At 59.0% G+C, this 25,961-nt stretch carries 26 protein-coding genes and 1 pseudogene; 12 read left to right on the top strand and 15 right to left on the bottom strand.

The window, feature by feature from the left end:
- Positions 1-31: 31 nt before the first annotated feature.
- The 8 genes and pseudogenes from HCU66_RS24835 to HCU66_RS24800 form a co-directional block, all read right to left on the bottom strand.
- Positions 32-871, bottom strand: a complete 840-nt coding sequence (locus HCU66_RS24835) for a 23S rRNA (adenine(2030)-N(6))-methyltransferase RlmJ (RefSeq protein ID WP_018928567.1) — start codon at positions 869-871, stop codon at positions 32-34.
- 226 nt (positions 872-1,097) lie between these two features.
- Positions 1,098-1,491 (bottom strand): annotated as a pseudogene (locus tag HCU66_RS27630) (hypothetical protein).
- Positions 1,492-2,362: 871 nt separating this feature from the next.
- Complete coding sequence (locus tag HCU66_RS24825) at positions 2,363-2,779, bottom strand: hypothetical protein (RefSeq protein ID WP_205891041.1); 417 nt, start codon at positions 2,777-2,779, stop codon at positions 2,363-2,365.
- Positions 2,779-2,976: a hypothetical protein gene (locus tag HCU66_RS24820; protein ID WP_205891040.1), complete on the bottom strand. Its 198-nt coding sequence runs from the start codon at positions 2,974-2,976 to the stop codon at positions 2,779-2,781. The genes HCU66_RS24825 and HCU66_RS24820 overlap by 1 nt, the downstream gene beginning before the upstream one ends.
- A 366-nt stretch (positions 2,977-3,342) precedes the next feature.
- Positions 3,343-3,660: a hypothetical protein gene (locus HCU66_RS24815; protein WP_205891039.1), complete on the bottom strand. Its 318-nt coding sequence runs from the start codon at positions 3,658-3,660 to the stop codon at positions 3,343-3,345.
- Positions 3,657-8,315 (bottom strand): RHS repeat-associated core domain-containing protein, encoded by a 4,659-nt coding sequence (locus HCU66_RS24810; RefSeq protein WP_205891038.1) that lies wholly within the window; start codon positions 8,313-8,315, stop codon positions 3,657-3,659. The genes HCU66_RS24815 and HCU66_RS24810 overlap by 4 nt, the downstream gene beginning before the upstream one ends.
- 148 nt (positions 8,316-8,463) lie before the next feature.
- Complete coding sequence (locus HCU66_RS24805) at positions 8,464-9,234, bottom strand: HvfC family RiPP maturation protein (RefSeq protein WP_205891037.1); 771 nt, start codon at positions 9,232-9,234, stop codon at positions 8,464-8,466.
- Positions 9,227-10,066 carry an HvfB family MNIO-type RiPP peptide maturase gene (locus HCU66_RS24800; protein ID WP_205891036.1) on the bottom strand — a complete coding sequence of 280 codons (840 nt, stop codon included), beginning with the start codon at positions 10,064-10,066 and terminating at the stop codon, positions 9,227-9,229. Before HCU66_RS24800 ends, HCU66_RS24805 begins: the two co-directional genes overlap by 8 nt.
- 299 nt (positions 10,067-10,365) lie before the next feature.
- On the opposite strand from HCU66_RS24800, the gene HCU66_RS24795 reads away from it, so the two are divergent.
- Positions 10,366-11,412 carry a class I SAM-dependent methyltransferase gene (locus tag HCU66_RS24795; protein ID WP_205891035.1) on the top strand — a complete coding sequence of 349 codons (1,047 nt, stop codon included), beginning with the start codon at positions 10,366-10,368 and terminating at the stop codon, positions 11,410-11,412.
- 81 nt (positions 11,413-11,493) lie between these two features.
- Here HCU66_RS24795 and HCU66_RS24790 read toward each other — a convergent pair whose 3' ends face one another.
- Positions 11,494-12,387, bottom strand: a complete 894-nt coding sequence (locus tag HCU66_RS24790) for a LysR family transcriptional regulator (RefSeq protein ID WP_205891034.1) — start codon at positions 12,385-12,387, stop codon at positions 11,494-11,496.
- A 144-nt stretch (positions 12,388-12,531) separates the two neighbouring features.
- On the opposite strand from HCU66_RS24790, the gene HCU66_RS24785 reads away from it, so the two are divergent.
- The 5 genes from HCU66_RS24785 to HCU66_RS24765 all read left to right on the top strand — a co-directional run bounded on the left by HCU66_RS24785 (position 12,532) and on the right by HCU66_RS24765 (position 16,756).
- The gene (locus HCU66_RS24785; protein ID WP_205891033.1) at positions 12,532-13,230 is read left to right on the top strand and encodes a CoA transferase subunit A; all 699 of its coding nucleotides are present in this window, start codon (positions 12,532-12,534) and stop codon (positions 13,228-13,230) included.
- A gap of 36 nt (positions 13,231-13,266) precedes the next feature.
- Complete coding sequence (locus HCU66_RS24780) at positions 13,267-13,932, top strand: CoA transferase subunit B (protein WP_205891032.1); 666 nt, start codon at positions 13,267-13,269, stop codon at positions 13,930-13,932.
- An 11-nt stretch (positions 13,933-13,943) separates the two neighbouring features.
- Complete coding sequence (locus tag HCU66_RS24775) at positions 13,944-15,122, top strand: acetyl-CoA C-acetyltransferase (RefSeq protein ID WP_205891031.1); 1,179 nt, start codon at positions 13,944-13,946, stop codon at positions 15,120-15,122.
- A gap of 192 nt (positions 15,123-15,314) precedes the next feature.
- Positions 15,315-16,097, top strand: a complete 783-nt coding sequence (locus HCU66_RS24770) for a hypothetical protein (protein WP_205891030.1) — start codon at positions 15,315-15,317, stop codon at positions 16,095-16,097.
- Between the two features lie 71 nt (positions 16,098-16,168).
- Entirely contained in the window at positions 16,169-16,756 is a 588-nt protein-coding gene (locus HCU66_RS24765) for a DcrB/PsbP domain-containing protein (protein WP_205891029.1), read from the top strand.
- A 12-nt stretch (positions 16,757-16,768) separates the two neighbouring features.
- Here HCU66_RS24765 and HCU66_RS24760 read toward each other — a convergent pair whose 3' ends face one another.
- From HCU66_RS24760 to HCU66_RS24750, 3 genes are all read right to left on the bottom strand, one after another.
- A complete protein-coding gene (locus HCU66_RS24760; RefSeq protein ID WP_205891028.1) occupies positions 16,769-17,485 on the bottom strand; it encodes an alpha/beta hydrolase in 717 nt (238 codons plus the stop codon).
- Positions 17,486-17,634: 149 nt separating this feature from the next.
- The gene (locus HCU66_RS24755) at positions 17,635-18,414 is read right to left on the bottom strand and encodes an ABC transporter substrate-binding protein (RefSeq protein WP_205891027.1); all 780 of its coding nucleotides are present in this window, start codon (positions 18,412-18,414) and stop codon (positions 17,635-17,637) included.
- Positions 18,415-18,768: 354 nt separating this feature from the next.
- Positions 18,769-19,203: a rhodanese-like domain-containing protein gene (locus HCU66_RS24750; RefSeq protein WP_205891026.1), complete on the bottom strand. Its 435-nt coding sequence runs from the start codon at positions 19,201-19,203 to the stop codon at positions 18,769-18,771.
- Between the two features lie 101 nt (positions 19,204-19,304).
- Here HCU66_RS24750 and ftrA point away from each other — a divergent pair, with 101 nt between their 5' ends.
- The 5 genes from ftrA (at position 19,305) to HCU66_RS24725 (ending at position 23,683) form a co-directional block, all read left to right on the top strand.
- Complete coding sequence (gene ftrA, locus HCU66_RS24745; protein WP_205891025.1) at positions 19,305-20,303, top strand: transcriptional regulator FtrA; 999 nt, start codon at positions 19,305-19,307, stop codon at positions 20,301-20,303.
- A 191-nt stretch (positions 20,304-20,494) separates the two neighbouring features.
- Positions 20,495-20,683: a DUF1843 domain-containing protein gene (locus tag HCU66_RS24740; RefSeq protein WP_205891024.1), complete on the top strand. Its 189-nt coding sequence runs from the start codon at positions 20,495-20,497 to the stop codon at positions 20,681-20,683.
- Positions 20,684-20,723: 40 nt separating this feature from the next.
- Complete coding sequence (locus HCU66_RS24735) at positions 20,724-21,359, top strand: DUF1842 domain-containing protein (RefSeq protein WP_205891023.1); 636 nt, start codon at positions 20,724-20,726, stop codon at positions 21,357-21,359.
- 55 nt (positions 21,360-21,414) lie between these two features.
- Entirely contained in the window at positions 21,415-21,996 is a 582-nt protein-coding gene (locus tag HCU66_RS24730) for a DUF1842 domain-containing protein (protein ID WP_205891022.1), read from the top strand.
- A gap of 220 nt (positions 21,997-22,216) precedes the next feature.
- Complete coding sequence (locus HCU66_RS24725; protein ID WP_205891021.1) at positions 22,217-23,683, top strand: GDL motif peptide-associated radical SAM/SPASM maturase; 1,467 nt, start codon at positions 22,217-22,219, stop codon at positions 23,681-23,683.
- Positions 23,684-23,788: 105 nt separating this feature from the next.
- Here HCU66_RS24725 and HCU66_RS24720 read toward each other — a convergent pair whose 3' ends face one another.
- Positions 23,789-24,154, bottom strand: a complete 366-nt coding sequence (locus tag HCU66_RS24720; RefSeq protein WP_205891020.1) for an SPOR domain-containing protein — start codon at positions 24,152-24,154, stop codon at positions 23,789-23,791.
- Positions 24,155-24,404: 250 nt separating this feature from the next.
- Between HCU66_RS24720 and csrA the strand changes: the two genes are divergently transcribed.
- Positions 24,405-24,599 carry a carbon storage regulator CsrA gene (gene csrA / locus HCU66_RS24715; protein WP_007905913.1) on the top strand — a complete coding sequence of 65 codons (195 nt, stop codon included), beginning with the start codon at positions 24,405-24,407 and terminating at the stop codon, positions 24,597-24,599.
- Between the two features lie 193 nt (positions 24,600-24,792).
- On the opposite strand, the gene HCU66_RS24710 is transcribed toward csrA, so the two are convergent.
- Both HCU66_RS24710 and HCU66_RS27240 read right to left on the bottom strand, forming a co-directional pair.
- Positions 24,793-25,248, bottom strand: a complete 456-nt coding sequence (locus tag HCU66_RS24710; protein WP_205891019.1) for a DUF2214 family protein — start codon at positions 25,246-25,248, stop codon at positions 24,793-24,795.
- 170 nt (positions 25,249-25,418) lie between these two features.
- Positions 25,419-25,961, bottom strand: a 543-nt coding sequence (locus HCU66_RS27240; RefSeq protein WP_241015667.1) for a hypothetical protein, incomplete at its 5' end; no start/stop codon positions are given.

Below are 25,961 nucleotides of genomic sequence, written 5' to 3'. Positions count from 1 at the left end.
GCATTCCCACGCAGAGCGTGGGAACGATCGATCAACTCTCGGCGATCAACCAATCCATCTGCCACCCGCCCTGGGTCTGCCCCAACTTCTTGGACAGCCACGGCAGCAACTCACGCAATTCCTCTTCCAGCCCCCACGGCGGATTGGCAATCGCCAACCCCGAACCATTCAGGCTGTTCGGCGTATCCAACGGATGCACCAACAACTCCACCCGCAACAACTTCGGCGCGCCCGTGCCGGCCAGATCCTGATAGAACCGCCGCAACGCCCGCTGATCCTTCACCGGATACCAGATCGCCGCCACCGTCTGGCGCATCCGGCCAATCGCCTCTTTCAACGACGCTGCACAACGTTGCATCTCATCAAGCTGCTCGAACGGCGGATCGATCAACATCACCGCCCGCTTCTCCGGCACCGGCAGCAGCGCACGCGGCACATGCCAGCCTTCGCCCAGGTGAACCTTCACCCGACGATCACCCTTCATGTTGTCCTTGAGCAACACACCGTCTTCCGGGTGCTTCTCATTGAGCAACACGCGATCCTGCGGCCGGGTCAAACGCCGCGCCAACTCCGGCGACCCCGGGTAATAGCGCAACTGGCCATCCGGGTTCATCTCGTGCAGCACCTTCATATAATCGGCAGTCAGCGCCGGCAAATCCGGCTGATCCCACAACCGCGCGATGCCTTCCAGGTACTCACCGGTACGACTGGCCTGATCGCCCTGCAGGTCATACAGACCAATGCCAGCGTGCGTATCGAGATAGGCAAACGGCTGCTCCTTGCGCGACATCAAGGCGATGAGGCGGGTCAAAGTCAGGTGTTTGAACACGTCGGCGTGATTGCCGGCATGGAAGGCGTGACGATAATTCATGGCTGCTCCTGCGAAGGCCGGGAAGTTTACCTTGTACGGCGCAGAACGTCAGGGGTTCGCGGCTAAGCGGGCGACTGATCGTTCCCACGCTCCCGCGTGGGAATGCCTCAAGGGACGCTCCGCGTTCCAGCCCCACCGCCGCCGTCGAGCCAGGTACCGATGTGACGCAAAGCGTCACGGGCTGCATTCCCACGCAGAGTGTGGGAACGATCATTCAGCAACGTTATTACGAAGGCCGAGCCCGCAACCGCCGCCCCACCACATCCAGCACATCACACCCATCGCGCAATGAAATGGCACAGAGCAAAGCAAAATCACTAAGAATGAAGGATTCACACTCAACCGAGCCGCGCATGGACATGTTTTCCAGCACCTGAGTGACTGCGCGAATTCGATAGCTGGCTGTGTCGGTCAGAATATCGAGCGGTGCGTGGGTATCGACGAACAAGGTGNACTGCGCGAATTCGATAGCTGGCTGTGTCGGTCAGAATATCGAGCGGTGCGTGGGTATCGACGAACAAGGTGGGCATGTCGGTGCAGTTGCCGGTGAGGGCCATGAAGCGGTTGTCGGGGTGGGGGATTGGTTTTTCGTAGGGTGGATCGGGTGTAAGTACTTTCATTAGAAACTCCCAAAGAAGAATAGGAGCTACCATCAGCCTTCCTACAGGCTAGGGTGGCAGCTACGCGCGAGGTAGGAATATCGAGACCTTTGGGAAAACTCGACCACGCCGAAGCGTGCCCGCGCATAGCCGCCGCAACTGATATTACGGACGCCTGTTAACGGCCGCAAACCAAGCATTGACGCTAAGAGCATCCCATCGGTCTTGAAGGGTTCCTACACCCCACCACTGAAATTTCAGTGACCACCAAAGACTATCGACGGAGCGCATCTCGCACCAGTTCATGGAAACCGCTACGACTTGAAGGAAACTTCCGAGGACCTTGCCCAGAAATTTCGCTCAAAAAAGCAAACGTGGCGAAAGGCTTCACTGAAGCGTGGCTTGATTTCGCCACCTGTTGAATCCACCACCTATAGCTGCCGCTCAGCAACGACAGAATTCGGCCCAGAGTGTGTAAAAATGCCTGCCACTCTTTTGCCACCGACTTCAGACGGAGCAGAATGCCAATCTATCAAGATCGATCTCGGCGTAACTCCCCAAATCGCCCTTGTAGAGATAGATCTTGGACACTCCTAGCTCGTATTGTAAGAACTCAACAAGCTTTCTAAGGCTACCGTTTTTAGACATTGTAGTCGGACGTACTACCGTTGCCTGTCCGGGTTCGTCATCGTAAATTCTGATCAGAAACACATCATCTTCGCTCTGTATGTCGTAGTTATAACCACGGTACTCATATCCAAAATCGTGGTCGACATCATCGAAACGGGTAGATTTCACTATCTTCAAAGTAGCAATCCATTAAAACGCCATCGACAAAATTAACAAACACAACAATTAAGCATTAAATCTATCTCTGGTTTAAGTACTACCCTCACCAAGTTGAAAAGTCCTCCTGGCTCGCTTTATACAGATCATCAACCCACGCTTCGGATAACTTGAGGTACACATCTTCAAAAAACGCCCTAGGATTTTCCATTTCATTCCACCCAAGAGGGAGCGAAGAGGGAGACATCGGATCATGTTCCAAAATCTCAGAAAAAACACTCGAGTCACCCTCAAGAGCCTCTCCCAACACAAAGAACAAAACAAACTTGTGCCGATAACTCAACGCAGCGAAGCGCTTGACAATAAACCGGGATATTAAAAACTCTCTATCTGAAGGACACTCAGGATCGTACGCCGACAACTCAACCCCAAGACTCTCCTCGCGATCATATATATCGAACCCACCGAGAAAGTGCTCTACACTTGGATTATATGGAACGTTCAGATACGGATGCATCAGCATTAAATTTTCTCTATCGGATAAAGCGCTATAGGCTGCAACGTCTCAAAGTCGAACTTCATCTCAAAGGCATTCATCTGAGGAATGAAACGCGGATTTTCTGGGTCTAAAGGATTAGGTTCATATCCCTGACCTACATTTTCAGCCTCCATTCTTACTACCAAATTTCCTTTACTATCCTCCCCAGTAAAACGAGACATTTTTCTAGTCTCCCTTGTCATCGCTTCATTATAAGCATTCAGCTGTGCTCTATGGCTTATAAACCTAGAGCTTGGAACGGCTCTCCACCTCTTGCTTTCACCATGAAGTTCGCAGCTAGTGGTTTGTTGCTGAACAGCAGAACCCGTGCTCTCTGCCCGATTCTTATACGTAGCTCGCACTATAGCAATCCATTTTCTAATAGCTATTAATAACGCCACTCTTCAAAAACCCACCATAACGGAACACAATAAAACACTAAAAAAGGCAAAGCGAAAAGGGGATGGATTTATTTATTACTTTTATCAACACCAACAATACCTTCGAAGCTGGCAGCAAAATAAACCCGTCCCCTTTGCTGGTCCCTTTCAAGAACATTTTTCAGCCGTGTATTCGCTAGCTACTATTGTCAAAACAACATTCCAGTCGCGAGCACAAGTAAAGCAATAGTTAAACCCAACCTCCGAAGGGTCTATCACAGCAAGCTCCTGCGACAAGGGGGTTACATCCTTCACAAACATCTCTGATACCTCCGCCCCCACTGCCCCAACAGACTTAAAACCTAGAACATTCTCAAAGGTAATTATCCAACGCTCTTCCTGCCAATCTAGAAACTCTATAAAAATGCGCTCATGCTCACACGTTATTCTTTCGATGGTGCCGTCTGAAAATTGAAATTCTGTCATTTTGAAGTACCTGGATGTTTCTCACCGGCAATGAAGCCAGTTCCGTGACCAAGCTGATAACCGTCAGGCTTGACTTTTACAACAGCTTTCTTTTTATCTGCCTGACTCCAACTTAGATGACTAGGCTTAAGCTCCAAATGATAGTGCTCACCATGATGCCTCGCGTTAAATGGCCCAGCATCCCCGGGATGACTTTCAAATCTAATAATAGTATCCGCGTTAGGTCGCCATGCCATTCTTTGACTTCCATGCTGGGTAAATGAAACCTTGGGCTGGACTCCTAGCGCTTCCGTAAGCTCATTTGGATCACCAGGAAAGTGAGTGTAGGCGTTCGGCAGAGCCGGCTCGCCCTCATCAACCTTAACGCCAGTCGTATCATCCGGCGCCCCACACCCAGGCTTATTCGGCGGCGGACAATTCCCGTTCAACCCCAACGGATCAACCCACCCCGTCGGATTCGGCGTGTACTGATACGGGTTCAGCCCACCCGCCAACTTGATCGGATCCGGCGTCAGGTACCGGCCCACCTGCGGATCATAGTACCGATGCCGGTTGTAGTGCAGACCGCTCTCGGCGTCGAAGTATTGGCCCTGGAAACGCAGGGGCTGGTCGAGCTGCTCGCCTCCACCGAACGCCAGATGTGTGACCTTGCCGTAGGCGTTGTACTTGGCCGACCAGACGATCTCGCCGCCAAAATCTGTCAGCTCCTGCGGGGTGCCGAGGTGGTCGAGTTGGTAGTAGAAGGGGCAGGCCTTTTTCGGGCCTTTGCCATCGAGCATGGCCAGCGGACGGAAGCTGCCAGGTTCGTAGACGTAGCTGCGGTAGTGCTCTTTGCTGCTTTCGGCAACGACCTGATCGCCCTGCCAGAAGAACTCAGTGGTTTTGCCGTCGATGGTTTTGGCGATGCGGCGGCCGAAGGCGTCGTAGCGGTAGCTGGAGCAGCGGCCGTCCGGGGTGGTGACGCCGATCAGCTGGTGCTGGCAGTCGTAGCGGTATTCGGTGACGAGTTTCTGTGCGGTGCCGCGGCGTTCGCGGATCAGGTTGCCAAAGGAGTCGTAGTCGTAATGGCGGTCGCCCTGCATCAATAGGCGATTGCCTTTGACGGTGGCGGGGCCGGGGCGGTCCTGCATCAGCAGGTTGCCGGCCGGGTCGTGAGCGAAGCTTTCCGGTGGGTCGTCGCGGGTGTGGCGGACGCGGGTCAGGCGGTTGAGCGCGTCGTACTGGTAATTGCGCTGACCGTGGCGGGTGTCGGCAATGTGGTCGAGATTGCCGTTGAGGCTGTAGGCATAGTCGCGGCGATACAGCGTTTGCTGCTGTTGGCTGACGGCATGGGCCTTCAGTCGGCCCTGGTCATCGTAGGTGTAGTCGCTGAGCAGCAGACCTTGCTGGCGCTGCAATTCGCGGCCGGATTTGTACGTGTGGCTGGTAAGGCGTGCGCCGTTGAGGTCAATGGCCATCAGCGCGCCGCCCTTGGCATGGTGGTAATCGAGTTTGCTGCCGTCCGGCAGGCGCAGGCGGTTGAGCTGGCCGCAGGCGTCGTAGCCATAACGCAAGGTGCCCCAGCCCTGGTGCTCGGTGATAAGGCGGTCCTGTTGGTCGTACTCGAATTCCAGTGGATGGTCATGGCCGTCGTCGACGCTGACCAGTCGGCCCAGCGAGTCATAGCGGTATTCGACCTGAATGCTGTCGGGCAGGGTCTTGACCAACAACCGTCCGGTCGCATCCCGTTGATAGCCGGTGATCAGTTGCGAGCCGTCATCGCCGAACTCGGTTTTCTCCAGCAGGTGGCCGTTGAGGTCGTAGGTGTAGGCGGTGCGGCGGCCGTCGAAGCCGGTTTCCTGGCGGATCAGGCCGTTGGGCGTGTAGTCCAGCCGATAGTGTTCGCCGGATTCGTTCTCGATTTCCGTGAGCAGCAGCTGCGCGTTGTCGTAGCGATAGTGCAGTTGCGTGCCGTCGGGATTGATTCGGCGGCTGACCAGGTGCAAATCATCGGCGTATTCGTAGCGGGTGACGCGACCCAGTTCATCGCGCTCGGCGGTGATCTTGCCGTAGGCGTTGTAGCTGAAGGCGCGGCTGGCGCCGGTCGGTAACGTGGTCTGAATCAGTCGGCCGACGGCGTCCCATTGGAACTGGGTGAGCGCTCCGTGTTCGTCCTGGCGGGTCGTCTGCCGCCCCAGTGCATCGTAGGAAAACGTTCGCTGACCACCGTCCGGCAAGGTCTCTTCGAGCAACTGCCCCAAGGCATTCCAGACGAACAGATGCCGACTGGTGTCCGGGTAACGGATCGACAGCAAGCGGCCTTGTTCGTCGTAGTGGTAATGGGTGACCTGACCGTCGGGATCAACCGCCTCGGTGACATCGCCCTGCGCATTGCGCTGGTATTTCCACACCGCTTGGCCGCGATAGCGCGCCTGCAGGAAACCGTTGCGATACTCGTAGGCCGTTGGCTCGTCTTGCGGCGGAATCAGCGCCACCAAGCGTCCGGCGTCGTCGTAGCGGTATTCGGTAACGGCCCCCAGCGGATCCTGCTCGGCCACCAACCGCCCCTGCTCGTCATAGGCCTTGAGGTGTTCGCCGCCATCCAGCTCGACCTTGCGCACCAGCCGCGCCCGGTCGTCGTGGACGTAAACCTCTTCGCTGCCGTCGATGTTCTGGACCGTGACGCTGCCCTGGTCATCCCAGACATAACGCGTGTCCATCTGCGAAAACGACGCCCAGTGCCGGATGCAGCGCGCCGCCTTGCCGGGCCGCTCCCACTCCCAGAAGAAACTCGCGCCACCGGCCAGTTGCCGCTGCAGAATCACGTGCTGATCGTCGTAGTCGTAACGCTCGCTTTCCCCGGCGGCATTGCTTGCCTCGATCAGTTGAGCGCATTCGTCGTAGCGGTAACTGACCAGCGTTTGCTCGGTGTGCCAGGCCTCGTCGAGGGCCTGCGCCGGGACAAAAACCTGATAGTCGACGGCGATCAGGTGGGCGCGGTCATAGCGCAACAACAAGGCGCGACCGGCGCCGTTGTCCAGGCGTTGAATGCGTTCCTGGCGGTCGCGGGTGATGCGCAAGCGGTTGTCGTACGCGTCGCTGATCGCCGTCAGCCGACCGTTATGAAAGTGGTAAAAACGCGTGTCGTCGCCAGCCTGGGCGAGGATCAGTTCTTCGGGATCAGCGCCGAGATAAATCGCCGCCCGCGACAGGCTGTTGTGGATCGCCGGGCGTTCGTGGTTTGGCAGCGGGAACGTGGTGCGGCGGTTTTCGTGGTCGATCCAGATGACCTGATCGCCCTCGATCTCCAGCCGATGGGCAAGCGAATGACTCCAGCCAAAACCGAGGCCGCAATCAATCTCGGCGGCGCTGGTGCGATAGAGCCGGGTGAAGTCGAACGGCAGGAGGCCGTCCAGCGCACCGTCGGTGAGGGTCAGCAGTTCTTCGCCGGTGACCATCGACACCGGGCAGTTGTTGGTCGCGGTTTTGTCGGCGGAGTCGGCGCTGTCGCCGTTGGGGTTTTTCGCCTGATCCGGGGAGTCGTCGTGGTGTTCGTTTTGCTTGAGCGTGGTGTTGCGCTTGGCATCCCAGCGCAGTTGCATCCGGCCTTTTTTCAGGCCCGCTGCCACACCGCGTGCGGCGACTGCTTTGTACTGGTCGACGTACTTCATGAAGGTGCTGAGGATATTGAAAGTCGCCTCGACGAAGCGCATCGCGAGACTGGCCAGCCCCATCCCGTATTTGAGCCCGCGAGCCGTTAAATAGGCTTTGGCGGCGGGTATACCGACTCGCGTGAAAGCCAGCGCTGAAGCGATCAGAATATCGATCAGCAACGAGACAATGACTTGGCTGGCCACCTCTGCCGAGTTGCCGGCGATCCCGCTCGGCGGCAGCATTTCCAGCCAGAGACTGGCAGTACGCAACAGTAAACAGAGCGCCGCTTCGTCACTGGCCAGTAGCTGGATTTTTTGCATCACTTGCGGTGATTTTTCCGCCAGCTCACGCAACTGATCGGCACCGCTGCCCAACCGCTCTGCGAACCGGCCGGGATCCTTGAGGATGTCCGAGAGCAGGCTGAGACTGTCCCAAACGCCCATGACCGCAGCCCAACTTCCCGCGAGCATGCCGTTACCGGCAGCCGCAAAAGTCGATTGCGACCACTGCGGTTTGAACCCTTTCCACTCCTTGCGCAGCCAGCCCTCCAGCTCGGTGGTCAGGCCTTTGTAGGAATCAAAAAGGTCATTGATTTTCGAGGGTGCAACTTCACCCTGGACATGAACGCGATAGAATTTTCCCGGCGTGCCGTCGAACTGCCCTTTACCGTTTTCATCGAGCAAGACCGGTGTACTTTCACCGCCATCAACGGCAATCACATCGACCGAAATATTCCCCAACGGAATGTCGTAAACCGACTCGAACTTGCTCTCGATCTGCAGAATTCCGCCGTCGGGACACTGCGCAACGCTGGAGAAAAAATCGTCATCGCGGCTGCTGACGGACTTACTGGTATCACCCAGTTGGATTTTGCGTTCCATGTCCATCAGCGAGGGCAAATCAGCGGCACGGCTGGCCATGTCCGCCGCCCGGCTGAACCAGTGCTTAAGCTGTTTGCGGTAGAGTGTCAGGGTGTCCGGAAAACGGTCTAGTTCCTGCTCGATACGGGCGATGTGCTCCATCAACGCACCGAAAAGCAGGCAGTGACTGGAGAAAAGGAGTCGAACATAAGCAATCCCTTGCGCAGAAAATTAGGCGCGGGGACTTTGCGGGGGATCGATCAGGAAAGAAGTCAGCAAAGGTGGAAATGGATGTAGGGTGATTCGCTGATTAGCAGCGACTAAAGGCCGCTATACCGATTACCCCGTCTCCATGCATCTGCCGCAGCAACGCCAAGCCGCTGTCGATGAACTCCGGCGCCCCGGCCATCCCCGCCTCTACCGCCAGCCCTTCCAGTTGCGCCCGGCCATCGAGTTCAGGAAATTCCCCGATCCGCTGCAACAACCGCCACGCCAACGGGCTCAGTTTGGAAAAGCGCACACTCCAGTCTTCGGCCCGACGAACCAACAGCAACGTCGGCTGAGTCGGTGGCACTTGTGGCTGGTAATCCGGCCCCACTTTTTGCACCGGCCAGCCATAGGCCAACGGCCAGGCCAGGGGCGATACCTGTAATGGGTGATCCAGCAGCAGCCCGGCGTCGCTGGCCGACAGCGGCTCGGCGTCGGATTGTTGCAGGGCCATTTCGACCCACTCGTAATGCGCCAGCTCGACCATGAACGGCGGCCACGGTCCATCGTTCAGCGCCTGGGGCTCGGAGGCTAGGAACTCGACAAACTCCTGGGCAATCTCACCGAATTTTGGCGTGTGAGCGCGGTGATCCCGCAGGTAGATTCGCACCAGCAAACGCCACTGATCATCGCCGAGAATCTTCACCAGTACCGGAAAAGTGCCACTGAGCAACGACGACAGATTGGAGAACACCAGGTCGCGATAAACCTGCGCCCGAGCCACGTCCATCCCGGCGGGCGGCGCACAGTGGTCGGGGTCGCGCAGGTAGCGAGTCAATGCGTCTTGCTGCTGAAGCAGCGTCGGCTTATCCACGGTTCGCCTCCTTCTCTTGCAGTCGGCGGATGGTCTGCAACTCGCTCGCCAGTTCAGAGAACGCCGGGTAGTTGAAGTCCCGCTCAAGCAGCGTCGGCTGCACACCGAAGCGCGCATACGCCTGGGCCAGCAGCGACCAGACCACCGGTTTGACCGAGGCGCCGTGGGTGTCGATTTTCAGGGTGTCGGACTCATCGAAATGCCCCGCCACGTGCATCGCGACCACCCGCCCCGTGTCGATGCCCGCCAGAAACGTCTGCGGATCAAAACCGTGATTGATCGAGTTGACGTAGACATTGTTGACGTCCAGCAGCAGGTCGCAATCGGCTTCGCGCAGCACGGCGTTGGTGAACGTCAGTTCGTCCATGTCCTGCTGCGGCGCGGCGTAGTAAGAGACGTTTTCCACCGCCAGGCGCCGACCGAGAATGTCCTGGGACTGGCGGATTCGAGCGGCGACGTGGTGCACCGCTTCTCCGGTAAACGGCAACGGCAGCAGATCGTAAAGATGCCCGTCATCGCTGCAATAACTCAGGTGTTCGCTGTACAGCGGCACCTTGTGGTGATCGAGGAAAACCCGCACTTCTTGCAAGAACCCGACGTCCAGCGGCGCCGGTCCGCCCAACGACAAGGACAAGCCGTGACAGGACAACGGATAACGCTCGGCCAGGGCACGAAATGCCGCGCCATGGGCGCCGCCGATGCCGATCCAGTTTTCCGGCGCGACTTCCAGAAAGTCGAAAGCGCCCACCGGGGCTGCTTGCAGGTCCTTCATCAAACCGCGGCGCAAGCCTAGTCCGACGGTCGCCTGCGCTACTGTGAGGGGATTTTGCATGGTGTCGATCTCATCCTGGGATCCGGTCTCCAGCGCCTGAAAGCTCAGTGCCGGCCGGCAGGCCCAGTTAAGCGATGCGATGTGTCGGGTCTGTGTGCGCAAACACCCCGCTTCTCAGCGCACTGTATCGGACAGGCAGCCCGATACAGAGGGATACACGAACTAGACTTGTTGATTACCCCCACAAGGGGAGCCAGGACGCGGTTATCGTCCTGTTCATTCCCACGACCACCGCCCACAGGTGCATGCCTCGAAAAACAATGCCTGCGGGTCGTGATCCTGCTGAAGGAGCACACAAGATGGACGAGGCCAGACTCAATGATTTCATGGGCAAACTGGTGAACGACATGGGCGGCGCGGCGATGCTCGCCAACGTCATCCTCGGCGAAGAGCTTGGCCTGTACCGGGCCATGGCCGACAGTCAGCCAGTCACCCCCGAAGCACTTGCCGAAAAAACCGGCTGCAACACCCGCCTGCTGCGTGAATGGCTCAGCGCCCACGCCGCCTCCGGTTACATGGAGCACCATGACGGCCAGTTCCGCCTGCCCGAAGAGCAAGCCCTGGCGCTGGCGATCGAAGACTCACCGGTCTATGTGGCTGGCGGTGTCGGGGTGGTTGCGTCGTTTTTCCATGACAAGGACAAACTGGTCAACGCCATGCGCGGCAACGGCGCTTTGCCCTGGGGCGATCACCATCCGTGCATGTTCAGCGGCACCGAGCGGTTCTTCCGGCCGGGCTACAAGGCGCATCTGGTCAGCGAGTGGCTGCCGGCCCTCGACGGGGTGGTCGCCAAACTGGAAGCCGGCGCAAAAGTGGCGGACATCGGCTGCGGCCACGGCGCCTCGACCGTGATCATGGCCCAGGCGTTTCCAAATTCGCGGTTCGTCGGTTTCGATTACCACGCGCCCTCCATCACCGTCGCCACCCAGCGCGCCGAAGAAGGTGGCGTATCCGGCCGGGCGCGGTTCTTCCAGGGCACCGCCAAGAGCTATCCGGGCGACGACTATGACCTGATCTGCTACTTCGACTGCCTGCACGACATGGGTGACCCGGTGGGCGCCGCACGGCATGCCTATGAATCACTCAAACCCGACGGCACGGTGCTGCTGGTGGAGCCCTTCGCCAACGACAAACTCGACGACAACACCACCCCGGTGGGACGGCTGTTCTACGCTGCCTCGACCTTTGTCTGCACGCCCAACTCGCTGTCCCAGGAAGTCGGCCTCGGGCTCGGCGCCCAGGCGGGCGAGGCACGGTTGCGCAAAGTTTTCACCGAAGCGGGGTTCACCCAGTTCCGGCGGGCCACGGAAACGCCGTTCAACCTGATTCTGGAGGCGCGTAAATAAACGCACGATCACCCGGACAGGCCAACCTGCCCGGGTGATTAATCCGCAGCTGGCAAAACCCGTTCCCACAGGTGACCGTAATCAGCTCAGACGCTCACCCAGGTTTTCGGCCTTGAGAATATCGAACAAAGCCTGCGCCGCCGCCGACAGTTCTTGCCCCGTCGTCAGCACCCCGATCGCCCGTTCCACCACTGGGTCACGCAGGGTGATACAACGCGCGCCCAACTCGCGCATCTGCCCGGCGCACAACGCCGGCACCGCGCTCACGCCCAGACCGCTGGCCACCATCCGGCCGACCGTCGCCAACTGATGACTTTCAAACTCCACCGGCAATTTCATGCCTCGCGCCTGCAAATGCTCTTCGAGCATCACTCGCACCGTGGACGGTCGCTGCAAGGTGATGAACGGTTCCTTGAGCAAGGTCTGCCAATCGATGTCGCCCATCTGCCCCAGTGGTGAATCGAACGGCACCACCGCCACAAACCGGTCGATGTACAACGGCGTAAATTCCAGCGACGAGCTCTGGGTCGGCTCAAACGCCACGCCCAACTCCACCTGGCGGTCGCGGACCATTTCCAGCACCTGCTCGTTGATCACGTCGTTCACCGTGACGTTGACCTTGGGATAACGCGCGCGAAAGGTCTTGAGGATCGGCGGCAGCAGGTTACCGGCAAACGACGGCATCGCCGCCAGCGTCACGCGACCGCGCTGAAGGGTGAAGCGTTGGCGCAATTCATCCTCGGCATTGTCCCAATCCGCGATCAACCGACGGGCCAGTGGCAGCAGCGATTCGCCTTCCGCGGTCAGCGCGACGTTGCGGGTATTGCGGGTGAACAGGCGCCCGCCCAGGCCCTCCTCCAGCGCCTTGATAGTCAGGCTCAACGCCGACTGGGACAGGTGCAACCGTTCGCAAGCCACGGCAAAACTCAAACTCTGGGCCACGGCCAGGAATGCGCGGATCTGTTTGACGGTCATGATCACTGCCTCCAACACCGTATTAATTGGTGAGTTTTATCTATCAATCAACCCTAAAAATCAACTTAACAAATAAATCTGTCAGCGAGACACTCCCTCCCCATCCGGCTAGCCAGCCGCCCACAAAGAATAAAAGAGGTGCATATGGCAGGGTTCGACAAGCGCGTGTATTCCTACGAGGAAGCGATGGCCGGTCTGGAGGACGGCATGACCGTGATTTCCGGCGGCTTCGGCCTGTGCGGGATTCCGGAAAACCTGATCGCCGAGATCAAGCATCGGGGCACACGTGACCTCACCGTGGTCTCCAACAACTGCGGCGTCGACGGTTTCGGCCTCGGCGTGCTGCTGGTTGACCGGCAGATCCGCAAAGTAGTGGCCTCCTACGTCGGCGAAAACGCCCTGTTCGAGAAGCAACTGCTGAGCGGCGAAATCGAAGTCACCCTGACCCCCCAAGGCACCCTCGCCGAAAAAATGCGCGCAGGCGGCGCCGGCATCCCGGCGTTCTTTACCGCCACCGGCGTCGGCACTCCGGTCGCCGAAGGCAAGGAAGTGCGCGAATTCAAGGGCCGCCAGTACCTGATGGAAGAATCCATCACCGGTGACTTCGCCATCGTCAAAGGCTGGAAAGCCGACCATTTCGGTAACGTGGTCTATCGCCACACCGCCCAGAACTTCAACCCGCTGGCCGCCACCGCCGGCAAGATCACCGTGGTCGAAGTCGAAGAAATCGTCGAACCCGGCGAGCTGGACCCATCGCAGATCCACACCCCTGGCATCTACGTCGACCGGGTCATTTGCGGCACGTTCGAAAAGCGTATCGAACAGCGCACCGTGCGTAAGTGATCCCCTGCCCCCAGCCCGAATGAAGGAATAACAACAATGGCACTTTCCCGCGAACAAATGGCTCAGCGCGTCGCCCGCGAAATGCAGGACGGCTACTACGTGAACCTGGGCATCGGCATTCCGACCCTGGTCGCCAACTACATCCCTGAAGGCATGGAAGTCATGCTGCAATCGGAAAACGGCCTGCTCGGCATGGGCGCCTTTCCGACCGACGCCGAAGTCGACGCCGACATGATCAACGCCGGCAAGCAAACCGTGACTGCGCGGATCGGTGCGTCGATTTTCTCCTCCTCCGAATCGTTCGCGATGATTCGCGGCGGCCATATCGACCTGACCGTGCTGGGCGCGTTCGAAGTCGATGTCGAAGGCAACATTGCCTCCTGGATGATCCCCGGTAAACTGGTCAAGGGCATGGGCGGTGCGATGGACCTGGTGGCCGGTGCGGACAACATCATCGTCACCATGACCCACGCCTCCAAGGACGGCGAGTCGAAACTGCTGCCCCGTTGCAGCCTGCCGCTGACCGGCGCCGGTTGCATCAAACGCGTGCTGACCGACCTGGCTTACCTGGAAATCCACAACGGTGCGTTCGTGCTCAAGGAGCGCGCGCCGGGTGTGAGCGTCGAGGAAATCGTCGCCAAGACCGCCGGCAAACTGATCGTGCCTGACCACGTCCCGGAAATGCAGTTCGCTGCCCAGTGAGGAATTCTTCCATGCAAGACGTTGTGATTGTTGCTGCCACTCGCACTGCCATTGGCAGTTTCCAGGGCGCGTTGGCCAATGTGTGTGCCGTTGATCTCGGTGCCGCGGTGATCCGCCAGTTGCTGGCGCAGACCGGTCTGGACCCGGCGCAAGTCGATGAAGTGATCATGGGCCAGGTACTGACCGCCGGCGCCGGGCAAAACCCTGCGCGTCAGGCTGCGATCAAGGCCGGCCTGCCTCACGCCGTGCCGGCCATGACGCTTAACAAGGTTTGCGGCTCGGGCCTGAAAGCGCTGCACCTGGCGGCGCAGGCGATTCGTTGCGGCGATGCCGAGGTGATCATCGCTGGCGGCCAGGAAAACATGAGCCTGGCCAATTACGTGCTGCCGGGCGCCCGCACCGGTCTGCGCATGGGCCACAGCCAGATCGTCGACACGATGATCAGCGACGGTTTGTGGGATGCGTTCAACGATTACCACATGGGCATCACCGCCGAGAATCTGGTCGAGAAGTACCACCTGACCCGCGAGCAACAGGACGCCTTCGCTGCCGCCTCGCAACAGAAAGCCGTGGCCGCCATCGAAGCCGGGCGTTTTGTCGATGAAATCACCCCGATCCTGATCCCCCAGCGCAAGGGCGATCCACTGGCCTTCGCCACCGATGAACAGCCGCGGGCCGGCACCACCGCCGACTCCCTGGGCAAACTGAAACCGGCCTTCAAGAAGGATGGCTCGGTGACCGCCGGTAACGCCTCTTCGCTGAACGACGGCGCCGCCGCGGTGATCCTGATGAGCGCCGCAAAAGCCAAGGCCCTCGGCCTGCCGGTGCTGGCGAAAATCGCCGCGTACGCTAACGCGGGCGTCGACCCGGCGATCATGGGCATCGGTCCGGTCAGCGCCACCCGCCGTTGCCTGGACAAGGCCGGTTGGTCCATCGATCAACTGGAGTTGATCGAAGCCAATGAAGCCTTTGCCGCGCAGTCCCTGGCGGTGGCCAAGGACCTGGAATGGGACCTGAGCAAGGTCAACGTCAACGGTGGTGCCATCGCTTTGGGCCATCCGATCGGCGCCTCGGGTTGCCGGGTGCTGGTGACTCTGCTGCACGAGATGATCAAGCGTGATGCCAAGAAAGGTCTGGCCACTCTGTGCATCGGTGGGGGTCAGGGTGTGGCGTTGGCGATCGAGCGCTAGCACCCGAGACCGCGTCTCGTTCTTCGTTCCTGTAGGAGCGGGCTTGCCCGCGAAGGCGGCGGCACAGTCAACATTGATGTCGCCTGACCCATCGCCGTCGCGGGCAAGCCCGCTCCTACAAGTTGCACCGCCCAACGCAATCCATCGCCAGCAATGCTAACGTGGCCAGCCCACACAGATGGAGATGCGTGCGTGCTGATGCTCAAACTGCTGGTGATTCCCGGATTTCTCTTGCTGATTTCCCTGGCCGGAAAACGCTGGGGGCCGAGTGTGGCCGGATGGCTGTCGGGGTTGCCGGTGGTGGTCGGGCCGATTCTGTTGTTCCTCGCCATCGAGCAAGGCCATGTGTTCGCGGCTCAAGCGGCAACGGCGGCGCTGTCGGCCATGTTCGCGATGATTGCCTTCTGCGTGACGTATGCCCAGGTCGCCCAACGCCTGAGCTGGCCATGGGCGTTGACGATGGCGCTGCTGGTCTGGGCGCTGGTGGCTGTTGTGCTGTCGCTGATCCCGCCGTCGCTGGCGCTCTCGGTGATCGCCGCCGCCACCGCGTTGCTGGCCGCGCCGTACCTGTTTCCCTCGGTACAGCCCATCGTTTCAGGCTTGGCGCCGAAGTCCGACAAACTGCTGCTACGCATGATGGCTGGCGCCCTGCTCACATTGGCCGTGACGTTGCTGGCCAGCACCGTCGGCGAACGCTGGAGCGGATTGCTCGCGGTATTCCCGGTGCTGGGCAGTGTGATGGCGGTGTTTTCCCAGCAGACTCGCGGGCCGGCGTTTACGGCGGCGTTGCTCAGGGCCACGGCAACCGGGATGTATTCGTTTGCGGCGTTTTGTCTGGTGCTGGCGTTGGCATTGCCGAGGTTTGGCTGGATGGGATTTGCATTGGGGATAGGCGCGTCGTTGGGGATGCTGTTGGTGACTAAACAACGGGCATTGCGCCCAGCGCCTTATCGTTTCAACGAACGGCAGCGATGATCACCCTGCACCCTGTTCGCGATCCATGGGATGATCGCCGCCAAAGCGCGACCACCCTACGGAGAGTTTGAATGTCATTGTTGAGTAAGAAAGCCATTGTCCTGCTACTGACGGCGGCTGCCAGCCTGGGGGCCTTGAATGCGCAGGCGGCCAAGGCCACTTCCAGCGATAAAGCGCCGACCCAGAAAGTCTCGATGCTCGGCGGCAAGTTCACCTTCACCCTGCCCAAGGGCTTCATCGCCAACCCGCTGCCGGCCGGCGACGCGGCCACCGGCACCGCCGGGGCGACGGGTACGATGTACACCAACCAGACCACCAAAACCGTGGTGATCGCCGCCGAAAACACCATCCCCGGCGGCGTCAACGTCAAGGACAACGACGGTGAGTTCCTCGACGCCACCGTGTCCGCCTTCGCCACCGAGCAACGCAACGCCTTGCCGGATTTCAACAAGCTGAGCGAAAAAAGCCTGACCCAGAAAGGCACAGGCCTGGGTTTTCGGCAGATCGACAGCACCGCCACTCAGGGCGGCGGCATGACCCTCGATACCTCGCTGATGGCCGCTTCCGGCACGCGCATGGCCATCGTTCAGATCATCTCCCGCCCCAACGACAAAACCGGCCACGAGACACTGGTTAAACAGATTGTCAGCGGCAAATAAGCCCGACCCGATTCAGGGATTTCGGCGCTGCAACCAGGCGCTCAGGTCCTGCATCTCGGTGGCGCTGATGCTGTGGCCGACGCCTTCGTAGGCATGAAACTCAGGCTTGAGTGACAGGCGCTGCAACAGGCTGTCGGCCTCAGTGCCGTCGTTGAAGGGAAGGCGTTTGTCGGCGGTGCCATGGCCGATGAAAATCGCCAGCGGCTGGCGTTTTTCATCCGGCTCAAGTTCGGACTTGAGCACCGGCAGGATGCGCCCGCTCAATGCGGCAATGCCGCCCACCGCTTCGGGATGACGCAACGCGACCTCGTAGGACATGATTGCACCCTGGCTGAAACCCACCAGGAATACCTTGTCCGTTTCGGTGTGATATTTCTTCGCCGCTTGTGCGACAAAATCCAGCAACACCTGGCCGCTGGCCTTCAAGTCGTCCGTCTCGCCGTTATAGGCGCCCTCGCCCTTTTTGCGAAACCACTGGTAACTGCCCTCTTCCAACGTCATCGGCGCCCGCACCGACAGGTAGTTGTACTGCGGCGGCAATTCATCCTTGATGTCGAACAGGTCCTGCTCGTTGCTGCCGTAACCGTGCAGGAAAATCACCAGGGGTTGATTGCGGGATTCAGCGTTGGCCTGCTCCAGGTATTTGAGCGGCAGATCAGTGTGCAGCGGGGTTTGAGCATGGACGGCGGTGGACGCCAGGAGCGTGAGCAGAGCGAGCAACTTCAACATAAGCCTTCCTTCACAGCGCGCAGGATTCGGGGCAGAGCCTAACATCTCTTGCCGCCGATGCACCGTCTCCCTCATGCGGGGGATGTGTTTCGCAAGCTAAAAAAAAATGGCCGCCGCGTTAACGGTGGCCACTTTTTTAAACGGCGCGATTAATGGCCGTAAACGTCGAAGTTGAAATACTTGTCCTGCACTTGCTTGTACTTGCCGTTGGCGCGGATTTCAGTGATGGCGGTGTTGAATTTGTCTGCCAGCTCTTTATCGCCCTTGCGCACGGCGATGCCGGCACCGCCGCCGAAGTACTTGGCGTCTTCATAGGTCGGGCCGACAAACGCGAAACCTTTACCGGCGTCGGTTTTCAGGAAACCGTCGTCCAGGTTGACCGAGTCGGCCAGCATCGCGTCGAGGCGACCGGCGACCATGTCCAGGTTGGCTTCCTGCTGGGAACCGTAACGCACCAGATCGATACCGGCCGGTACCAGCACTTCGGTAGCGAAGCGATCATGGGTACTGGCACGCAGCACACCGACTTTCTTGCCCTTGAGCTCGGTCAACGGATCCTTGACCTCGGTGCCTTCCTTCATCACGAAGCGCGCCGGGGTGTGGTAGTACTTGATGGTGAAATCGACGTTCTTCTTGCGGTCGTCAGTGATGGTCATGGACGACAGGATCGCGTCGATTTTCTTGACCTTCAGGGCCGGGATCAGGCCATCGAACTCTTGCTCGACCCACGTGCACTTCACTTTCATCTGCTCACACAGCGCGTCACCGATGTCCACGTCGAAACCAGTGAGTTTGCCGTCAGGGGTTTTCATCGAAAATGGCGGGTAACCGGCTTCGATACCGAGGCGAATTGGTTTGGCGTCTTCGGCCACGGCGGTCAGGGACAACATCGACAGTGCCAGGGCACCGAACATCACTCGCTTGATCATTTATAACTCCTGTGTGCGGAGGCTTTTATTGGCAGCTTTCGGCTAGTGAATGCCGAAGTGGCCGGCAGTCTAGAGCGGCTACAGGAGGGCAAATTGTGTTTAAGCGACAAATACTTATAGAAAAGAAGCCGAGGGATTCGAGGCACTTGAAGCGTGCGCCGAGGTGGTGCAAGGACTGTAGGACAATCCTTTGTTTCAGACGAAATGGGCAGCATCCTGTGGCGAGGGGGCTTGCCCCCGTTCGGCTGCGAAGCAGTCGTAAATCCTTGGGGATCGCGGTGACAGGTTTGGGGCCGCTTCGCGACCCAACGGGGGCAAGCCCCCTCGCCACATTTGATCACCTGTGCCTGAACGTCAGCATTCGCAACTAATGACCGCCGTGGCGGTGCGTGCAATCGCAACACTCAACGCAAACCCTTCATCCAGCCACCCGGTTACCCCGCCGATCATCTCCTTGACCGGGTAACCCAACACCGCCAGTTTCACCGCGGCCTTGTTGGCGCCGTTGCAGTGAGGTCCCGCGCAATAGACCACGAACAGCGTGGACTTCGGATAGGCCGCCAGGCCTTCGGCGGTGATCAGTCGCCCCGGAATGTTGATCGCGCCCGGCACATGTCCGCGTTCGAACGCCAACGGTCCACGCACGTCCACCAGGACAAAATCCACTTCGCCGGCCTCTTGGCTGCTATAGACGTCGGAACAATCGGTCTCGAAGGTCAGACGGTTGCTGAAATGCATCAGGGCGATGGCGGACGGGGCGGCGGGAATCTCGCGAACCAGGCTAGGCATGGGCTGTACTCCAAAGTCTCGGTGGGTGTGAGCAGACTTTATCTGCCTCGCGCTTGCCGCTACAGTGGCGTACAAGACACTCACCGGGAATTTTCCGCCAAATGCAGCCCACCCCAGGCTTGGTCGCGATTCTGGCCTATGACGGCCTCTGCACCTTCGAATTCGGCATCGCCGTGGAGATCTTCGGCCTGGCGCGGCCGGAGTTCAATTTCCCGTGGTATGAGCATCGCATCGTCGCCATCGACCAAGGGCCGATGCGCGCCATGGGCGGCATTCAGGTGCTGGCTGACGGCGGGATGGAACTGCTTGAAGACGCCCGGACCATTATCATCCCGGGCTGGCGCGACCGTAGCGCACCGGTGCCCGAACCCTTGCTCGCCGCCCTGCGCCAGGCCCACGCCCGGGGCGCGCGGTTATTGTCGATCTGTTCCGGGGTGTTTGTACTGGCGGCCACCGGTTTGCTGGACGGTCACGGCGCCACCACCCATTGGCGCTATACCGCTGAACTGGCCGAACGTTTTCCCGACATTCAGGTGGACCCAGACGTGCTCTATGTCGACTCGGGCCAGTTGATCACCTCGGCCGGCAGCGCCGCCGGCATCGATGCCTGCCTGCACCTGGTCGCGCGGGATTTCGGCACACAGGTGGCCAACTCGGTGGCGCGGCGGTTGGTGATGTCGCCGCAACGCTCCGGCGGCCAAGCGCAGTTCATTCCGTCACCGGTGAGCCCGACACCGCGCAGCGATCTTTCGCGGATCATGCAGTGGGCGCGGGAACGCCTGCACGAACCGCTGGAGGTTCGCGACCTCGCCAGCGAGGCGGCCATGAGTGAACGCACGTTCCTGCGGCGGTTCACTGAAGCCAGCGGCCTGCCGCCCAAGACGTGGCTGCAGCATGAACGCCTGGCCCGGGCCCGCGAACTGTTGGAGAGCACGAATCAAAACACTGACCAGATTGCCCAGCGCTGCGGTTATCGTTCGGTGGAGAGTTTCCGGGTGGCATTTCGCAGTGTGGTCGGCGTGCCGCCTTCGGTGTATCGGGAGCGGTTTGGACAATGCTCAATCCTTATTAATGGCGATAAGGACACTTATCATTTATGAGAAAACGACTGCATATAACTTTGCTAATCGCCAATCTTAATATTGAACTGTTCACAGCCTAACGCTTCGCTATTAAATTAATAATATTAAAAATTACTCTTCCGTTGCCCATTGCATATTTATCCGCGCCTGCTTAACTGCAAAAACTGCTAATGACAGCAGTGCCCGAAAACGCCACGAAAGGAATCGTTATGAGCAGTTCAACTCGCCATAGCATGCCCCCCTATGGGGTGGCCATCCAAAGCGCGATCAAGGCAGGCAACCTGCCGCAAATGAAGACGCTGTTGAAACAACGCGATCCATCCACGCCAGAAAACAAAGAGCTCAATACCGCTTACGAGCAATTGGCTAAGGAAGTCGCACGCCTGGAAAAGCATTGATAGCTGTTTCCGTTCCCTTATTGCAATGGAGGCAATCATTATGTCTGGTTCTAATCAGCAACCTGTCGGCTTGTTCCCACTCTGCTACCGAATTGGTACTTCGGCACCGGGCGCACAAAGTCTGGCACTCAATCTTCTGGTTTTTACCCCTGAGCAAACGGTAAGCGGTACTGCCGCCATCACTCAGGCCACCAACCCGCCGCTGGATGTGCATTCCGATGTCTGGGGCGAATACACCTACCTGACGGTCATGAGCCCTGGCGTCAGCAAGATCCTGATTACCGCTCAAGGCAATAATGGCGGCCCGGGCTCGAACTCCATCGTGAATTTCAAATTGCATCTGGTGGTCGGTAGCGACTGGAAAGAGGGCGTCGCCAATTACGAGTACTTCAATGGTCAGCGGTGGGTCCAGGTCAATGCTCCCGCCCATCTCGTCGAGTCGGTGCCCTCCAACGCTTATAAATCATTGCCTTTGGAACCCGACCCGGTCATTCCGGCGTATCCGCCGATCATGCCGCTGTATGCCGCGCCGATTCAAAGTGCGATTGCCAGCGGTGACCTGGCCCAGATGAAAAACCTGGCGCGCCTGGCCCAACAACAACTGGATCAGCAACCCCAACTGCAAAGTGCGCTTGAAACGGCCAAGGGCGAAATCAGCCGGCAGGAACGTCGCTGACCCGCCCACGAAACATGCCCGAATTGTCCTGAATACAAAATAAGGGAGTAGCACCATGTCAATCGGACTTTTTCATACCCGCCTGAATGTCAGTAGTCACCTATTGGGCGCACCGGTTTTAACCCTGGACCTGCTGGTAGATACCGTAAAGAAAAAAGTCAGCGGGGTTGCCAGCATTTTCCAAAGCACCTATCCGCCTCTCAACTTCCGTGCCCGTGTATGGGGTGAATACTCCGAGGCCAAACTGGTGCCGACGGCCGAAAACCACATCATCCTCACCTTGGCGGGCAGCCCGAGCGGCCCTCTCAGCCAGATCGCCCAGACTTTCGGCTTGAAAGGCATTTTAGGCGCCGATTGGGCGAGCGGTTATGTCGACTACAAGTACCAGGACCAGGGTATCTGGCATTACGTGAAACACGCAGCTGTCAGCCAGGCCCCAGTGATTGAGCGCCCAGAGCATCCGCACCATGCGGTGCCGCTCTATGCCGTCGCGGTACAGCAAGCGCAAACCAGCGGCGACCTGGCGCAACTGAAGTCCGTGGTCAGCCAAGGTGAACAGCAACTGGCAAACAGCGGTGCCCTGCGCGGCGCGCTGGAGCAGCTGAACGCTGAAATCGCCCGCCTGGAGGCCCGATAACCCCAGGGTAATAAATGCAATCTCTGTAGGAGCGGGCTTGCCCGCGAAGGCGGCGGCACAGTCAATTGAGTCGCCTGACACACCGCTTTCGCGGGCAAGCCCGCTCCTACAACCGTTGACCAACAACAAAAGGTAAATCCGCTCGCGCCATTTGCCCAAGGAAGGCGCGAACACTTCGATGGATTCGTGCCGCGCACGCGTTGGTGCGCAAGGATTTCCCATGTCAGACAGTCGCCCTGCCCGCTACCTCAGTGAAACCGACCTCAAACGCTATGTGCCGGTGCATGTGGTCTGGGAAATCACCCTGGCCTGCGATCTCAAGTGCCTGCATTGCGGCTCACGCGCCGGCCATCGACGCCCCGATGAACTGAACACCCGGGAATGCCTGGACGTCATCGACTCCCTGGCGGCACTCGGCACCCGCGAAATCACCCTGATCGGCGGTGAAGCCTATTTACGCAAGGACTGGACCCAACTGATCCAGGCCATCCACGATCACGGCATGTATTGCGCCATTCAAACCGGTGGACGCAACCTGACGCCCGCGAAAATGCAGGCAGCGGTGGATGCCGGCCTCAATGGTGTCGGCGTTTCACTGGATGGGCTGGCCCCGCTCCATGACGCAGTGCGCAATGTTCCGGGCTCGTTCGACAAGGCGGTGGACACCCTGCGACGCGCCAAACAGTCCGGGCTTGCAGTGAGCGTCAACACCCAGATCGGTGCGGCCACGTTGCCTGATCTACCTGAACTGATGGACCTGATCATCGACCTCGGCGCCACTCACTGGCAGATCCAGCTGACCGTCGCGATGGGCAATGCCGTCGATCACCCGGAGCTGTTGCTGCAGCCCTATCAACTGCTGGAGGTGATGCCGTTGCTGGCGCGTCTCTACCGCGAAGGGGTCGATCGCGGCCTGCTGATGAACGTGGGCAACAATATTGGTTACTACGGTCCTTACGAGCACATGTGGCGTGGTTTTGGCGACGAGCGCGTGCACTGGAGCGGCTGCGCCGCCGGCCAGACCGTGCTGGCGCTCGAAGCCGACGGCACGGTAAAGGGTTGCCCGTCATTGGCCACGGTGGGATTTTCGGGCGGCAATGTGCGCAACATGAGCCTGCACGATATCTGGCATTACAGCGAAGGCATGCACTTTGGCCGCCTGCGGTCAGTCGACGATCTATGGGGCTACTGCCGAAGCTGTTACTACAACGACGTCTGCCGTGGCGGCTGCACCTGGACGTCGCACTCCCTGCTCGGCAAACCCGGCAACAACCCCTATTGCCATTACCGCGCGCTGGACCTGCAAAAACGCGGACTGCGCGAGCGAATCGTCAAACTCGAAGACGCGGCAAAAACCTCCTTCGCCGTCGGACGCTTTGACCTGATTACCGAACGCATCGACACCGGTGAGAAGGTGAATAGTGTCAGCGACAGTGGCCAGGTGATCAAACTGGCCTGGGCGAACCAGGGCCAGAAATCACCGGATGAAGGACGTATTCCCCCGCAACTGGCGCTGTGTCGTGGCTGCTTGCAGTACATCCATGCACACGAAGTGACTTGCCCCCACTGCGCCGCCGATGTCGCCGCCGCGGAAGCTGTGCACCAGACAGACCGTGCCCGGCAACAAGCGATTATCAACACCCTGACCGGTCTGCTGGGGTTGCCGCAAAATACCTTGATGCAATGAGTGTTCGATGCTGCCGATACTCACGAGGGGAACGACCTTCACAAGTCGCTTCCCTCTATCACCGGCCTCTATCACCGGCAGGCGCACCGAAAGCGGAAAGTACGGTTACTGAACGGTCGGGTGTTCAACGACCAGCGATTCGATGTTCATTTTTTTCGCCCGGGTGAGCGCCGCCGTTATTTCAGCTTGCCGGGCCTCGGCCTCGACCTTCGAACCGAACGGCCCGACCAGAATACGAACCGTTCCATTCTCCTTCACGACGTTGGGAACGAAGCTATGCTCAATCAACCAACCGCTCAGGTCACTGACAGCCTGGGGTGTCTCACCGCGCACTTCAACGTCCCATTGCGGACCCGCTGCCGTCGCGGGAACGGAAGCGACTGCCGGTTGCGGCTTTTGAGCGCCAACCCCCTTATCCTCACCACACCCGGCCATCATCAGTACTGCGACTACCAAGACCATTTTGCGCACAACGCGTCCCTCTGAATGCTTGAAACGGGGATTTTAACATCCATGGATCCTTCTCGAGTGCCGCAAAATGGGCTCAAAACAACGAGAATCATGGTGGCGGCCTCTGTATAGTTACACCTTGGGAATTAATGCAGCATCTGCGCGTCAGAAAGAGGCACCCAAACCGCGAGACTTCGCACTAATCTATACCTAACACCGACCTCTGCACTGTCCGAATCAGGTGCCCCACAAAGCAATCAAGGAGAAAACCATGCTGATACTCACCCGCAAAGTCGGTGAAAGCATAAACATCGGTGACAACATTACGATCACCATCCTGGGCGTGAGCGGCCAGCAAGTCAGAATTGGCATCAATGCCCCGAAAGACGTTGCTGTGCACCGCGAAGAAATCTATCAACGCATCCAGGCAGGCCTGACCGCCCCGGACAAGCCGCAAACCCCCTGAATCCTGCTGCAGTCAGTAGCCAGCCCATTGCGCCTCGAATAACGGCTGGCTAAAGATTCAAGCGCCGCATCGCTGTCCGTTCAGTCTCTCTTTGCGATGCCTCGCAACGTGGAGCCGATACTACCCGCCCGCCTCATGCAATGACTGTCAGACGTTTCGGATTTGCTGCGGGAAAGAGCTTGCTCCTTCCCGGCTAACCAAACGTCACGCCACGCGCCATGCCCGTGGCCGCCACGACCATCAGCATCAGCAACAGCGCTTCGATATGACTGATACGGGCAAACAGCGTTGCACGCCCGGTATCGACAGCCACGCCACGCCCCAACGCAATCCGCCATTTGATCAGCGCCACCATCGGCGCAATTTCCAGCAACAGGATGAGGACGAAGAGCGTCATCTTGAGATGAAACAGCGGTTGGTGAAGGTAGTAATCAGTGCCTTTTTCGTAGCCGCCAAAGGCTCGCATCCCGCCCGTGACCAAGAGAATGACTGCAGAGATCCCCCACAGATTATCTGCAAGCAAAACACTGCGAGCAGCCCCCGCCCCGGCACTCAGACGACGTAAAGCCGTGTCGCGGGTCAGTACTGCCCAAAAGCCCAGAGCAAAGGCCAAGAGGTGAATCGCCGCCAGAAACCAGTGAGCCAGCATCGACATACTCCCATCAGGACAAAGTTGAATCAGCCTTACAGTAGTAGTCCATCGTGTGGGATTTGCTCACGCACATGGCTGCGCTGAATACCCGCACATCGCCACCGGGTAAATAGCAGGCGAAAAAAAACCGGGCTCCTGATGGATACCCGGCTTTGAGGGTCCTGAAATTAATCCAGTCTTTTTGAAATCGAAGTGCGAGCGTTGCTCAACCCTTTGGTGTTGTGAACGCCTGGCGTAGAGGCTGAGATGGCAGAGGCCTTCGCCACTCCTCGCGTGTCCCCATGCGCAATGCCCGAAGTGACCGAGCCATGGCCGCGGTCGCTACCATAGCGGTTACCCCTGTCACTGTTACGATCGCGACCATAGTGGTTGCCACTGAGGCCATGGTCCCGGACGGACTTGCCAGCATGATCGCTACTCAGGCCTGCACCACGGCCGACGTGGTCGCTGCTCAAGCCTGCACCACGACCATTGCTGCTGACACCGCCGGAATGACCGGAACCACCGTGGCCGCCGCTGCCACCATGACCACCGCCGTTACCGCCGCCATTGCCGCCACCGTTACCACCACCGCCGCCACCGCCATTGCCACCGCCACCGCCACCGCCACCACCGCCACCATCCTTCGCGTAGGCAGAGCTCATGATGGACAGATCAGCGGGCAATAACGGGGCGGCTGCAAGCATCATCACGCATGACATAACAGCAGC

It is taken from the genome of Pseudomonas frederiksbergensis (genome assembly GCF_017114915.1).
Lineage (GTDB): Bacteria > Pseudomonadota > Gammaproteobacteria > Pseudomonadales > Pseudomonadaceae > Aquipseudomonas > Aquipseudomonas frederiksbergensis_I.
The sequence above is the reverse complement of the archived record's forward strand: the minus strand, read 5'-3'. Positions and strand labels throughout refer to the sequence as shown.